Source organism: Limnohabitans sp. MMS-10A-192 (assembly GCF_003063335.1).
In the GTDB taxonomy this organism is placed as follows: domain Bacteria; phylum Pseudomonadota; class Gammaproteobacteria; order Burkholderiales; family Burkholderiaceae_C; genus Limnohabitans_A.
Genome location: NZ_NERX01000001.1, coordinates 446,461 through 459,097, shown reverse-complemented (window position 1 = coordinate 459,097; position 12,637 = coordinate 446,461). Strand labels below are relative to the sequence as shown.

Sequence of the window (12,637 nt, the reverse complement as noted above, 5' to 3'; positions counted from 1 at the left end):
CGCCACACGCCGAACATGCGCATCTCTCAGCGTGCCGAGCGGATCGAGCCGTTTTACGTGATGGAGGTGGCCAAGGCCGCCTCGCAAAAAGCCCGCGAAGTGGCCCACACCGACCGCCCGGTGGTGTTCCTCAACATCGGCGAGCCCGACTTCACCGCCCCGCCCCTGGTGCAGCAAGCCGCACAAGCGGCCATCGATGCAGGCCAAACCCAATACACCCCCGCTCTGGGTCTGGAACCTTTGCGCCAAGCCATCAGCGATTGGTACGGCTCTCGCTTTGGCGTGCAGGTGCCTGCCAACCGCATCGTCATCACCGCAGGCGCCTCGGCCGCTTTGCAATTGGCTTGCCTGGCCTTGATCGATCGCGGCGATGAAATCCTGATGCCGGACCCCAGCTACCCCTGCAACCGCCACTTTGTGAGCGCCGCAGAAGGTGTGGCCAAGTTGATCCCCACCACCGCCGAAGAGCGCTTCCAGCTCAGTGCGGACAAAGTGGCTGGCGCCTGGGGGCCCCACACACGTGGCGTGTTGCTGGCCTCGCCCTCCAACCCCACGGGCACGTCCATCGAGCCGGCCGAGTTGCGGCGCATCCATGAGGTGGTGCGCAGCCGTGGCGGCATCACCCTGATCGACGAGATTTACCTGGGCCTGAGCCACGACGAGCAGTTTGGCCAGAGCGCCCTCGCTTTGGGCGATGACATCGTCAGCATCAACAGTTTCAGCAAGTACTTCAACATGACCGGTTGGCGCCTGGGTTGGCTGGTGGTGCCCGATGCCCTAGTGCCGGTGCTCGAGCGCTTGGCGCAAAACCTGTTCATCTGTGCCAGCACCGTGGCCCAACAAGCAGCGCTGGCCTGCTTTGAACCCGAGAGCCTGGCCGAATACGAGCGCCGCCGCGCGGAATTCAAAGCCCGGCGCGACTACTTCATTCCGGCCCTGAACGAGCTGGGCTTGACCGTGCCCGTGGCGCCCGATGGCGCGTTTTACGCCTGGGCTGACTGCACCGCCGCCTGCCAACAACTGGGCCTGAAAGACAGCTGGGACTTCGCTTTTGCTGCGCTGGAAAATGCCCATGTGGCCATCACACCGGGCCGCGACTTTGGCACCGACCAAACCGCTCGCTTTGTGCGTTTTTCCACCGCCAACTCGATGGCCGAATTGCAAACTGCCATCGCCCGCCTGAAAGCCTGGTTAAAGCCATGAGCGACATGACACCCTTTCAGTTCCCGATCCGCATCTATTGGGAAGACACCGATGCCGGGGGCATCGTGTTCTATGCCAACTACCTCAAATTCTTTGAGCGCGCACGCACCGAATGGCTGCGCGCATTGGGCTTTGGTCAACAGGTGCTGCGCGATGAATCGGGCGGCATGTTCGTGGTGAGTGAAACCACCGTCAAATACCATTCACCCGCCCGGCTGGACGACACCCTGGTGGTCACCGCCGAGCTGCAAGACGCCGGTCGCGTGAGCCTCACCATTGCCCAGCGAGCGTATCTGCGCACGCCGGGCAAAACCGACCGACTCCTGGCCGAAGGCACGATCCGCCTGGGCTGGGTGGACAGCCAAACTTTGAAACCGGGCCGCATTCCGGCCCCCGTTCTGGAAGCCCTGAAATGAACCAAGATATGTCCATCGTTTCCTTGTTGCTGCACGCCAGCTTCGTGGTGCAACTGGTGGTTGCCATCTTGCTGACCATCTCGGTCACCAGCTGGGCGGCCATCGCGCGCAAACTGTCTGCGCTCAAGCGCATCAAAAACCTCAACGAAGAATTCGAGCGGGTGTTCTGGTCGGGCACCAGCCTCAATGAGCTGTTCAACGCCGCCACACAAAACGCCAAGATGGCCGGCCCCATGGAACGCATTTTTGCCAGCGGCATGCGCGAATACCAAAAACTGCGAGAGCGCCGCATCAGCGATGCAGGAACCTTGCTCGACGGTGCACGCCGCGCCATGCGTGCCAGCTTCCAGCGCGAGATGGATGTGGCCGAAGCCCAGCTGGCTTTCCTGGCCTCGGTCGGTTCGATCTCGCCCTATGTCGGCTTGTTCGGCACCGTGTTGGGCATCATGCACGCCTTCACCGGCTTGGCCAGCTTGCAACAAGTGACCTTGGCCACCGTGGCGCCCGGCATTGCCGAAGCCTTGGTCGCCACCGCCATCGGCCTGTTCGCGGCGATTCCGGCGGTGCTGGCCTACAACCGCTTCTCGCACGATGTGGACCGCATCGCCATCAAGATGGAAACCTTCATCGAAGAGTTCTCCAACATCCTGCAGCGCAGCCTGGGCTCAGCCGGTACCAGCAGCTCGGCGTCTGGCCACTGAAAGGAGCACCGCATGCCCGCCGTTTCATCCCGGGGTCGCGGTCGCCGCACCATCGCAGAAATCAACATGGTGCCCTTCATCGACGTGATGCTGGTCTTGCTGATCATCTTCATGGTGACCGCCCCCATGATCACACCCAGCATGGTGGACCTGCCCAGCGTGGGCAAAGCCGCCAAACAACCCGACAAAGTCATCCAGGTCGTGATTCAGAAAGACGAACGGCTCGAGCTGGTCAGCGAGGGCAAAACCGACAGCGCCACCCTGAGCAGCGTGGCAGCCAGTGTGAAAAACATGATCGGTCAAGACGGCAACACCGCCGTCGTCATCAGTGCCGACCGCACGGTGAAATACGAAACCGTGGTCAAGGTCATGGACAGCCTGCAACGCACTGGCGTTGCACGCGTGGGCTTGTCTGTGCAGTTGGCCCCTTGAAGTCTCCATGAGGAATTCGGCTGTGAGCCAACGCCCCGCACCGCACCTGGAGTTTGCACCGCCTGCACCGGAGGGGCGTCAGCGTTCGCTGGTGATCGCGATCGCAGCGCATGCGGCCCTCTTCCTGGCCCTGGCCTTGGCCACCCAGTGGCGCACCCAACCCCAAGTCGTGCAAGCTGAAGCCGAGCTGTGGTCGGCCACGCCGCAAGCGGCAGCGCCTCGCTTGCAAGAGCCGCCACCTGCACCGCAGCCCGAACCCGAGCCCCCTAAACCTGAACCCAAGCCTGAACCGAAGGCCAAACCGACCCCACCGCCCACGCCCGATCCGGAAATCGAGCGCCGCGATGCGCAGATAGCGCTCGAAAAGAAAAAGCAGCTGGAGAAGAAAAAAGAGGCCGAAAAGCTGGAGAAGGAAAAAGCCGAGCTCAAGCGCAAAGAGCGTGAAAAAGAAGAAAAAGCCGCCAAAGAAAAGGCCGAAAAAGAGAAAAAAGCGCAAGAAGACAAAGCGCTTGAAAAGAAAAAGGCCGCCGAGAAAGCCGAGGCGGATGCCAAGAAACGCAAGCAGGACGATGCCAAAAAGGCGGCCGATGCCAAAGCCGATGCCGCCCGCATGGACGCCATGCGCAACGAAAACCTCAAGCGCATGCAGGGTCTGGCCGGTGCCTCGGGTGGTGAGAATGCCACCGGCAGCGCGCTCAAATCATCGGGCCCCTCGTCCAGTTATGCCGGTCGCCTGGTTGGCCGCATCAAGCCCAACATCAGCTACCCGGGCGATGTGGCGGGCAACCCGCGCGCCGAGGTGGAAGTCAAGGTCAGCCCGGATGGCACCATCCTCAGCCGCCGCATTGTGCAAACGAGCGGCAACCGCGCTTGGGACGATGCTGTGCTGCGCGCGATCGACAAAACCGAAGTCTTCCCCAAGGACACCGATGGCCGCGTGCCCTCGGTCATTGTGTTGGGCTTCAGGCCGCAGGACTGAGCGGAACAACGGCCCGCCCTTGCGGCCGGACTTTTGCAGGCCGGTGGTCTGAACCCCAGCCCGGGCTTGGTCCCCAACGCCTTATTGCGACACCGTGCGCAAAGTCAGGATGGGGTTGTTGTCCTCGTACACGATATGCGCCTGACCCTGATCGGCCTGGGCCATCCAGCTGGCCAAAGCCGCATCCGAGGGGAAGAACCGGGCCTGTTCGCCCAGCGCCAACTCCGCCCGTGCACCCAGTGCTTCATTGCGTCGCTCCAGTTGCAAGCGCACCGGCAAACCGCGCACCAGCTCGCCCTGCTCGGTTTGCTCGCGCTGTGCCGGGAACTCTTTGACCAGGCGGGCAATGTCCGGCGCGCGGCCATTCACGGCCACACGCAGGTATTTGCCGTATCGGCAACGGGCCTGACCCAGATCCATGATCTGCTCCATCTTGAGGCGAAAGCCACCCGAAAAACGGTCGGCTTGCATCTTGGCGGTGACGATGATGAGCTCATCGTCTTTCAGCAGGTGCTTGGCCGAGTTGATCAGGCTTTCGTCGGCGGTGGCTTCCATCACGCCCGACTTGTCATCGAGCTTGAAGATGGCCACTTTGCCGCGCTGGCCGTTGATGATGCGCAGATCGCTCACGATACCGGCCATCAGCTGTGGCTCGCGGCTGTCGATCAGGTCGTCGATCTTGCGGCGCGCGAACTGACGCACTTCCCGCTCCACCGCGTCGAACAGGTGGCCTGAGAGGTAAAAACCCACGGCAGTTTTTTCCAGCAGCAAGCGCTCCTTGATGCCCCAGGGCAACACATCCACCAAGTCAGGCTCTTGCGTGCTGGAGCCGTGCGAATCGTCGCCCAGCATGTCGAACAAACCGCCTTGGTTGGCGTTGGCCGTGGTGGCGTTCGAAAACTCGAAGGCCCGGTCGATGCTGGCCGACAAGGCGGCACGGTTCATGTGCAGCGAGTCGAAAGCGCCTGCCTTGATGAGCGCGTCCACCGTGCGTTTGTTGATGCGGGTGCGGTCCACGCGCACGGCAAAGTCAAACAAGCTGGTGAAAGGGCCGCCTTCGTTGCGTGCGGCCACGATGGCCTCGATCGCCTGCTGGCCGGTGCCCTTGATGGCGCCCAGACCGTAGCGAATGACCTTGTCGGTGACCGGCTCAAAGCGGTAGTGGCCCCGGTTCACATCGGGCGGGTCAAAGGTGATGCCGAACTTCAAGGCGTCTTCGTAGAGCACCTTGAGCTTGTCGGTGTCGTCCATTTCCACCGTCATGTTGGCGCAGAAGAACTCGGCGGTGTAGTGCACCTTGAGCCAGCCCGTGTGGTACGCCAGCAGTGAATACGCGGCCGCGTGCGACTTGTTGAAGCCGTAGCCCGCGAACTTTTCCATCAGGTCAAAGACTTCGTCGGCCTTGTCCTGCGGGATGTTGTGGGTGGCCAATGCGCCCGCACGGAATTTCTCGCGGTGCTCGGCCATCTCTTCGGCTTTTTTCTTGCCCATGGCGCGGCGCAGCAAGTCGGCGCCACCGAGCGAGTAACCGCCCAAAATCTGCGCGGTCTGCATCACCTGCTCTTGGTACACCATGATGCCGTAGGTCTCTGAGAGCATGTCGGCCACGGCCGGGTGCGGATACTCCACCACCTCGCGTCCGTGCTTGCGCGCCACAAAGCTGGGGATCAGGTCCATAGGGCCCGGGCGGTACAAGGCGTTCAGCGCAATCAGGTCTTCCAGGCGGCTCGGGCGGGCGTCGCGCAGCATGCCCTGCATGCCTCGGCTTTCAAACTGGAACACGGCTTCGGTCTTGCCGTCCGAGAACAATTTGTAGGTCGCCGCATCGTCGATCGGGATGTTCTCAAACGCGAAGTTCTCCTGGCCCTTGTGCCGCTTCATGATGAACTCGCGGGCGATCTCCAAAATCGTCAGCGTGGCCAAGCCCAAGAAGTCGAACTTGACGAGACCCGCAGCCTCCACATCGTCCTTGTCGTACTGGCTCACGGCCGACTCGCTGCCGGGCTGCTGGTACAGCGGGCAAAAGTCGGTCAGCTTGCCCGGCGCGATCAACACGCCCCCGGCGTGCATGCCGATGTTGCGGGTCATGCCTTCGAGCTTTTGCGCCAGCTCGATCAGGGTCTTCACATCCTCTTCGCGCTCGATGCGCTCGGCCAGGATCGGCTCCATGGCGATCGCGTAGTTGTTCTTGTCACCCTCTTTGGGCGTGGCCGGTGGGTATTGCAAGGTGACCGACATGCCCGGCTTGTTGGGAATCAGCTTGCTGATGCCATCGCAAAACATGTAGCTCATGTCGAGCACGCGGCCCACGTCACGGATGGCCGCACGCGCGGCCATAGTGCCGAAGGTGGCGATCTGCGAGACCGCATCGCGGCCATATTTTTCCTTGACGTAATCGATCACGCGGTCGCGGTTGCCTTGGCAAAAGTCGATGTCAAAGTCGGGCATAGACACCCGCTCGGGGTTCAAAAATCGCTCGAACAGCAAGCTGTATTGCAGCGGGTCCAGATCCGTGATCTTGAGCGCATAAGCCACCAGCGAGCCCGCGCCAGAGCCCCGGCCGGGGCCCACCGGGCAGCCGTTGGCCTTGGCCCACTGGATGAAGTCACCCACAATCAAAAAGTAGCCCGGGAAACCCATCTTCAAAATGGTGCCCAGCTCGAATTCCAGTCGATCCACATAGCGCTGGCGCTCGGCATTGCGCTTGGCCTCATCCGGGTACAGGTGCGCAAGACGCGCCTCCAGGCCTTCAAACGAGACATGGCGGAAATAATCGTCCACCGACATGACCACGCCATTGACCGGCGGAATCGGAAAATTGGGCAGCTGCGGCTTGCCCAGAACCAAGCTCAGGTTGCAGCGCTTGGCAATTTCGAGCGTGTTGGCAATGGCACTGGGCACATCGGCGAACAAGGCGCACATTTCCTCGGCCGACTTGAAATACTGCTCGCGCGTGAACTTGCGCACGCGGCGCGGATTGGCCAGGATCTCGCCTTCGGAAATGCACACGCGTGCCTCGTGCGCTTCGTAGTCTTCTGCCGCATGGAACTGCACCGGGTGCGTGGCCACCACCGGCAAATGCAAACGTGCCGCCAAAGCCACCGCGCCCGCCACCTGGGTCTCGTCCTCGGGGCGGCCTGCGCGTTGCAGTTCCAGGTAAAAACGGTGCGTGAAAATCGAGCCCAATTGCAGCGCCACATCGGCCGCTTTGTCGGTGTCGCCCTGCACGATCGCCTGCCCCACCGGCCCCGCCTGTGCGCCAGACAGCAAGATCAAGCCTTCGGACAACTCCTTGAGCCAGTCCAACTTGACGACCGCGACGCCTTTGACAACGTTTTGGGTCCAGGCCCGCGCCAGCAACTCGCAAATGTTCAGGTAGCCCTGGTGGCTTTGCACCAGCAAGATCACACGGGACAGTGCACCCGCATCACCACCCAGACCTTCGAGGTTGATTTCCGCGCCCAGGATGGGCTTGACCCCCTTGCCGCGGCCTTCCTTGTAGAACTTGACCCCGCCAAACAGGTTGTTCAGATCGGTGATGGCCAAGGCGGGCTGCCCGTCCTTGGCGGCCATTTTGACCACATCGTCGATGCGGCAAGTGGAGTCAACGACCGAAAATTCAGAGTGGAGGCGCAGGTGGGCAAACATAGCTCCCATTGTAGAAGGCCGAGGGGCTCAAATCGGCAAATTTGAGGGTGTTTTCAGTCGCGCAGAACCTGCAACACTTCCGAGTGAAACTCACGCCCGTACAGGATCATGACCACCAAGGCCGTGGCCAGGACCAGCGCCAGCGGCGAAAAAAACCAGGCCATGGCGGCAAAGGAAAAATAATAGGCCCGCAAACCGTCGTTGAAGGTTTCCGCTGCCGCCCCTACCAAGCGCCCGGCCCGCTCGGCCACTTGCTGGCGGTCTTGAAGGCCTTCGTCGAAGGTTTCTGGTGGCGGCATGGCACCAATCATCAGCGCCACAAAGGTGTACTGGCGCATCGACCAGGAAAAGCGGAAAAAGGCATAGACAAAGATGCCCACCAGCACCAGCACCTTGAACTCGAACACCAGCATGGGCGTGGGGTGTGCAAACGGGATTTCACGCACCAGTTCGGCCGCCTTGTCGGTCGTGCCCAGCAGCGCAAACAGACCGCCGATGATGATGATCGTGGTGGACGAGAAAAACGACGGCGTGTGCGACAGGTTCTGCGTGATCAGGCCATCCAGCATGCGCGGGTCACGGGCCGTGGTCTGCAACATCCATTTCACGCGGTAGGCATTGGTCGTGGCGATCAGGCTCTGGTCACGCTGACCGCGCACGCGGGCAAACCAGGCATAGCCCACCCACAGGCTGAAAAAAGACACCAGCGCCAGCCAGTCGCCCCAGGGCATCATCGTCAGGATTTTCATGCCCTCATCCTAGCAAGAGCCAAGCCGCATTGGACCCAGACCATGAAAAAAGCCAGACCGATGCAGGTCTGGCTTGATTTGCAGGGCATGTCTGGTACGGGAGAACCTTCAGGCCATCTCCCCAAACATCAGCCGCGCAGCTTGGCGGCCACCGCGGCCACGCGCTCGCCATAGGCTTTGGCGGTGTCCAGGTCGCCCTGGGGGATGTCTTCCGCCGGGCTGGTGGGGCCGACTTGGGCCATCAGGCCAGAGTTGGAGCCGATGCGGTTGATGGTGCCGTCGTTCATCGCGGGCTGGCCCACCCAGACCATGGCTTGCTGCATGGCCAAAGTGATGAAGTACTGGATGGTCGACAGCTTGTCGCCGCTGGGGCTGGCCGAGATGGTGAAGCCGCCTGCGACCTTGTCTTTCCAGGCACTGGTGAACCAGCGCTTGGAGGTGGCGTCGGCAAACTTCTTGAACTGCCAAGACGCCATGCCCATGTAGGTGGGCGAGCCGAAGATGATCGCGTCAGCGGCGTCCAGCGCGGCCCAGTCGGCTTCGGTGATGTTGCCATCGGCATCAATGGCGATGACTTGAGCGTTGGCGCCTTGGGCCACGAATTGGGCGACGCGCTGGGTGTGGCCGTAGCCAGAGTGGTAAACAACAACCGTTTTAGCCATGAGAAAAGCTCCTTAAAAAAGACAAGTAGAAAGAGAGAGAAAAGAATCAGGCCGCCAGATCAAACACCAGGACTTCTGCGTCCTGGCCTGCCGTCAAGGCCAATGCGGCTTCGCCCTGCAGCATGGCCGCATCGCCCGCTTGCAAGGCGTGGCCGTTGACTTGCAAAGTGCCACGGATCAAGAACACATAGGCCTTGCGGGCTGCGTTCAGCGTCAGCTGCGCGGCTTCAGCGCCGTTGAAGAGGCCCGCGTACAGACGCGCATCGGCGTGGATTTTGACCGTGTATTCACCCGCCTCGGGTGCGGCCACCAAAGCCAGGTGACCGCGCTTGGCCGCTTCAGGAACGGACTTTTGCTCGTAACCCGGGTCGATGCCGGTCACGTTGGGCTCGATCCAGATTTGCAAGAAATGGGTTTCCTCGCCCTTGGCGTGGTTGAACTCACTGTGGCGCACGCCCGAGCCCGCGCTCATGCGCTGCACATCGCCAGGCGGAATGCCCTTGACGTTGCCCATGCTGTCTTGGTGGGCCAGATTGCCCGACAGCACGTAGCTGATGATTTCCATGTCGCGGTGGCCGTGGGTGCCAAAGCCCATGCCCGGCGCGATGCGGTCTTCGTTGATGACGCGCAAATTGCCCCAGCCCATGTGGGCCGGGTCGAAATAATTGGCAAACGAAAAACTGTGGAAGGACTTGAGCCAGCCGTGGTCGGCGTAGCCCCGTTCTGCGGATTTGCGGATGGTCAGCATGGCGATCTCCTGTTTCAAACGCTTGGGACACATGCCTCAAGCCATGTCTGAACTTTACCCATCACCGCCCACTTGTGCGTTGTTGCCGTTTGCTGGCATCATTCAAATAAATTGAACGCTCAATCATCCATCATGCAAACACCCCGCGACTGGCTCACCCCCGAAGCCCTGACCATGCTGCAAACCATCGGCCAAAAAGGCAGCTTTGCCGCTGCCGCCAGGGCGCTCGATCTGGTGCCCAGCGCCCTGACCTACCGGGTGCGCCAAATCGAAGATGCGCTGGACGTGCTGCTGTTTGACCGCAGTTCGCGCCAAGCCAAGCCCACAGCCGCTGGACAAGAATTGTTGCGCGAAGCCGCCCGCCTGCTGAGCGACATGGACGCGGTGGCCAACCGGGTCCGCCGTGTCGCCACCGGCTGGGAGGCGGTGCTCACGGTGGCGGTGGACAGTGTGGTCTCGCGCACCGTGGTGATGGACCTGTGCGCCAGCTTTTTGGCACTGGGCGCCACCACACGCTTGAAGCTGCGCTACGAAACCTTGTCGGGCACTTTGGCCGCCCTCACCTCGGGCCAAGCCGACCTGGCCTTGGGCGCGGTGATGGAACACGGCCTGGGCTCTGACATCCACCATGCGGTGCTGGGGCCCATCCCGTTTGTCTATGCGGTGGCCAGCCACCATGCGCTGGCGCAAGCCCCTGAGCCCCTGACCGACGAATTGCTGCAGCAACACCGCGCCGTGGCCGTGGCCGACTCGGTCAGCCGAGGCGCCGGTCTGACCATCGGTCTGCTGGGCGGGCAAGACGTGTTCACCGTGCCCGACATGCAAAGCAAGCTCGAAGCTCAACTGCGTGGCCTGGGTGGCGGCTTTCTGCCGGAAAGTCTGGCCCGGCCTTACATCGAAAGCGGTTTGCTGGTGGCCAAAACCGTGCAAAAGCCACGCATCAGCACCTGCCACTACGCCTGGCGTGACAGCAAACAAACCCCTGCCGGCCAAGCGCTGCTGTGGTGGCTGTCACAACTGGAACGCGACAGCACACGCAACGCATTGCTGCAACCCGTCCATCGCGTGTAGAGTGTGAGCCATGAACACACAACACATCGCCATCATCGGCGTCGGCATGGCCGGCGTGGTTTGCGCACGGACATTGCGCCAGGCCGGTCACAACGTGACCCTGTTTGAAAAAAGCCGGGGGCTGGGCGGACGCATGTCGACCCGCGCCAGCGCCTTTGGCAGCTTTGACCACGGCACGCAGTACTTCACGGTGCGTGACCCGCGCTTTGAATTGGCCTTGGGCACCGTGCCCGGCTTGTGCAAGCCCTGGAGCGCCAATGCGGTGCGCGTGCTCGACCCCAATGGCCGTGTGATCGAAGCGGGCCTGCCCGGCGGCGAACGCCACTGGGTGGCCACCCCGGGCATGAACGGCCTGGTCAAAGCCTGGGCCGAGCCGCTGGTGGAAGACAACAATGTGCAACTGCAAACCCGTGTGACGCAGATCAGCGCCGACCCGTTCCAGAAAAACGGCTGGCAGCTGCACACCGAGGCCGATGACGGCGCACAGCATGTCTATGGCGGCTTCGACAAAGTCATTCTGGCCATCCCCCCCGCGCAGGCCAAGGATCTGCTGAACGCGTCCAAACTGAGCGCCCTGGCCGAGCCCCTGAAGGATGTGCGCGTGGACCCTTGCTGGACACTCATGGTGGCTTACCCCCAAGCGGTGCAACCCGGCCTCATCACCATTGGCCCCCAATGGAATGCCGCGCGCAGCACCCACCACCGCATTGCGTGGATGGCGCGCGAGTCGTCCAAGCCCGGCCGTGAACGCATCGAGCGTTGGACCGTGCAAGCCAGCGCCCCTTGGTCAGCCGAGCACATCAACGACTCAGCCGACCGCATCAGCGGCAAACTGCTCAAGGCCTTTGCCGAAATCACCGGTATCCGCGCCACCCCGGCCCATGCCGAAGTGCACCGCTGGCTGTACGCCAAGACAGCGCAGCCTCTGGGCCAGAGCCACCTGTGGTTCAAGGACCAGGGCATTGGCCTGTGCGGCGACTGGTGCCTGGGCCATCGGGTCGAAAACGCTTTTGTCTCGGGACTGGAGCTGGCCTTGTCGGTCCTCAAAGGCCGCTGATCATTGATGGGCGAGGTTTACACAGGCCGGTTTGCGCCTTCGCCAACCGGCCTTTTGCATGCGGGCTCACTGGTGGCGGCCTTGGCCAGCTGGCTGGACGCCCGGGCTCAGCACGGCCGCTGGTGGGTGCGCATCGAAGACGTGGACAGCCCGCGCTGTGTGGCCGGGGCCGATCAGGCCATCTTGCAGCAGCTGAGCGCTTGCGGCCTGCAGCCAGACGGCGCCGTGCTCTGGCAAAGCCAGCGCCATCACGCCTACCAAGCGGCTCTGGACTCGCTGATTGCCCAAGGCTGGGCCTACCCCTGTGGCTGTTCGCGCAAAGAGATTGAGGCCGCGCAAAGCCAAGCGGTGGCCAGGCACCATGCGGCGGTGTACCCTGGCACTTGCCGCCAAGGCCTGCAGGACAAAACCGCACGGGCCTGGCGATTGAATGTGCAAGCGGTTCAACAAGCGTTGGGAATCCCCGCCCTCACCCAATGGCACGACCGACGGCTGGGCGACCAAATGCAAAACGTGGGCGAAGCCGTGGGCGACTTCGTGCTGCGCCGTGCCGATGGCCTGTGGGCCTACCAATTGGCGGTGGTGGTGGACGATGCGGCGCAAGGCATCAGCCATGTGGTGCGGGGCGAAGACCTGGCCGACAACACCGCACGCCAAATCGTGCTGCAACGCGCCTTGGGTCTGCTCACACCGCAGTACCTGCACACCCCTTTGGTGCTGGGTGCGAACGGTGAAAAACTGAGCAAACAAAACGGTGCCCAGGCGCTGGACCTGAGCGCCCCCCTGGCCGCGCTGAACCAGGCGGCGCAGGCTTTGGGGCTGAGCACACAGCCTGCCGACACGCCCCTCGATCAAGCCCTGAGCCATTGGCGCACCGACTGGGCTTCGCGTTGGGCACCGCACCCGTCAGATTTCGGCCCAGACGCAGCCGGGCAACCGCGATAATCAGGGCTTACGCGAAACACTGACCG

At 62.3% G+C, this 12,637-nt stretch carries 12 protein-coding genes; 8 read left to right on the top strand and 4 right to left on the bottom strand.

Features of this window, described 5'->3' with window-relative positions; genetic code table 11:
• Nucleotides 1–15: 15 nt before the first annotated feature.
• From B9Z43_RS02340 to tolA, 5 genes are read left to right on the top strand one after another with little or no spacing between them, the layout of a single operon-like run.
• A complete protein-coding gene (locus B9Z43_RS02340) occupies nucleotides 16–1,203 on the top strand; it encodes a pyridoxal phosphate-dependent aminotransferase (RefSeq protein ID WP_108322532.1) in 1,188 nt (395 codons plus the stop codon).
• Complete coding sequence (gene ybgC / locus B9Z43_RS02335) at nucleotides 1,200–1,619, top strand: tol-pal system-associated acyl-CoA thioesterase (protein ID WP_369910043.1); 420 nt, start codon at nucleotides 1,200–1,202, stop codon at nucleotides 1,617–1,619. The genes B9Z43_RS02340 and ybgC overlap by 4 nt, the downstream gene beginning before the upstream one ends.
• Nucleotides 1,616–2,320 carry a protein TolQ gene (gene tolQ / locus B9Z43_RS02330; RefSeq protein WP_108322531.1) on the top strand — a complete coding sequence of 235 codons (705 nt, stop codon included), beginning with the start codon at nucleotides 1,616–1,618 and terminating at the stop codon, nucleotides 2,318–2,320. The genes ybgC and tolQ overlap by 4 nt, the downstream gene beginning before the upstream one ends.
• Nucleotides 2,321–2,332: 12 nt before the next feature.
• Nucleotides 2,333–2,752 (top strand): biopolymer transporter ExbD, encoded by a 420-nt coding sequence (locus B9Z43_RS02325; RefSeq protein ID WP_108322530.1) that lies wholly within the window; start codon nucleotides 2,333–2,335, stop codon nucleotides 2,750–2,752.
• A gap of 22 nt (nucleotides 2,753–2,774) precedes the next feature.
• Nucleotides 2,775–3,731 carry a cell envelope integrity protein TolA gene (gene tolA / locus B9Z43_RS02320; RefSeq protein WP_233249993.1) on the top strand — a complete coding sequence of 319 codons (957 nt, stop codon included), beginning with the start codon at nucleotides 2,775–2,777 and terminating at the stop codon, nucleotides 3,729–3,731.
• Nucleotides 3,732–3,812: 81 nt separating this feature from the next.
• Here tolA and dnaE read toward each other — a convergent pair whose 3' ends face one another.
• From dnaE to B9Z43_RS02300, 4 genes are all read right to left on the bottom strand, one after another.
• Nucleotides 3,813–7,379 (bottom strand): DNA polymerase III subunit alpha, encoded by a 3,567-nt coding sequence (gene dnaE, locus B9Z43_RS02315; RefSeq protein WP_108322528.1) that lies wholly within the window; start codon nucleotides 7,377–7,379, stop codon nucleotides 3,813–3,815.
• Nucleotides 7,380–7,432: 53 nt separating this feature from the next.
• Entirely contained in the window at nucleotides 7,433–8,128 is a 696-nt protein-coding gene (locus B9Z43_RS02310; RefSeq protein WP_108322527.1) for a DUF599 domain-containing protein, read from the bottom strand.
• A 128-nt stretch (nucleotides 8,129–8,256) separates the two neighbouring features.
• Nucleotides 8,257–8,790, bottom strand: a complete 534-nt coding sequence (locus B9Z43_RS02305) for a flavodoxin family protein (RefSeq protein ID WP_108322526.1) — start codon at nucleotides 8,788–8,790, stop codon at nucleotides 8,257–8,259.
• Nucleotides 8,791–8,836: 46 nt separating this feature from the next.
• Nucleotides 8,837–9,538, bottom strand: coding sequence for a pirin family protein (locus tag B9Z43_RS02300; protein ID WP_108323154.1), 702 nt, complete (start codon nucleotides 9,536–9,538; stop codon nucleotides 8,837–8,839).
• 132 nt (nucleotides 9,539–9,670) lie between these two features.
• Here B9Z43_RS02300 and B9Z43_RS02295 point away from each other — a divergent pair, with 132 nt between their 5' ends.
• From B9Z43_RS02295 to gluQRS, 3 genes are read left to right on the top strand one after another with little or no spacing between them, the layout of a single operon-like run.
• Entirely contained in the window at nucleotides 9,671–10,609 is a 939-nt protein-coding gene (locus tag B9Z43_RS02295; protein WP_108322525.1) for a LysR family transcriptional regulator, read from the top strand.
• A 10-nt stretch (nucleotides 10,610–10,619) separates the two neighbouring features.
• Nucleotides 10,620–11,666 (top strand): NAD(P)/FAD-dependent oxidoreductase, encoded by a 1,047-nt coding sequence (locus B9Z43_RS02290; protein WP_108322524.1) that lies wholly within the window; start codon nucleotides 10,620–10,622, stop codon nucleotides 11,664–11,666.
• A 6-nt stretch (nucleotides 11,667–11,672) separates the two neighbouring features.
• Entirely contained in the window at nucleotides 11,673–12,611 is a 939-nt protein-coding gene (gluQRS, locus tag B9Z43_RS02285) for a tRNA glutamyl-Q(34) synthetase GluQRS (RefSeq protein ID WP_108322523.1), read from the top strand.
• The last annotated feature ends 26 nt before the right edge of the window (nucleotides 12,612–12,637 follow it).

Excerpts from the sequence above, each read along its gene's own strand:
- B9Z43_RS02340 (WP_108322532.1), top strand. The coding sequence starts at position 16 with ATGCGCATCTCTCAGCGTGCCGAGCGGATCGAGCCGTTTTACGTGATG.
- ybgC (WP_369910043.1), top strand. The coding sequence starts at position 1,200 with ATGAGCGACATGACACCCTTTCAGTTCCCGATCCGCATCTATTGGGAA.
- tolQ (WP_108322531.1), top strand. The coding sequence starts at position 1,616 with ATGAACCAAGATATGTCCATCGTTTCCTTGTTGCTGCACGCCAGCTTC.
- B9Z43_RS02325 (WP_108322530.1), top strand. The coding sequence starts at position 2,333 with ATGCCCGCCGTTTCATCCCGGGGTCGCGGTCGCCGCACCATCGCAGAA.
- dnaE (WP_108322528.1), bottom strand. The coding sequence starts at position 7,379 with ATGTTTGCCCACCTGCGCCTCCACTCTGAATTTTCGGTCGTTGACTCC.
- B9Z43_RS02310 (WP_108322527.1), bottom strand. The coding sequence starts at position 8,128 with ATGAAAATCCTGACGATGATGCCCTGGGGCGACTGGCTGGCGCTGGTG.
- B9Z43_RS02305 (WP_108322526.1), bottom strand. The coding sequence starts at position 8,790 with ATGGCTAAAACGGTTGTTGTTTACCACTCTGGCTACGGCCACACCCAG.
- B9Z43_RS02300 (WP_108323154.1), bottom strand. The coding sequence starts at position 9,538 with ATGCTGACCATCCGCAAATCCGCAGAACGGGGCTACGCCGACCACGGC.
- B9Z43_RS02295 (WP_108322525.1), top strand. The coding sequence starts at position 9,671 with ATGCAAACACCCCGCGACTGGCTCACCCCCGAAGCCCTGACCATGCTG.
- B9Z43_RS02290 (WP_108322524.1), top strand. The coding sequence starts at position 10,620 with ATGAACACACAACACATCGCCATCATCGGCGTCGGCATGGCCGGCGTG.
- gluQRS (WP_108322523.1), top strand. The coding sequence starts at position 11,673 with ATGGGCGAGGTTTACACAGGCCGGTTTGCGCCTTCGCCAACCGGCCTT.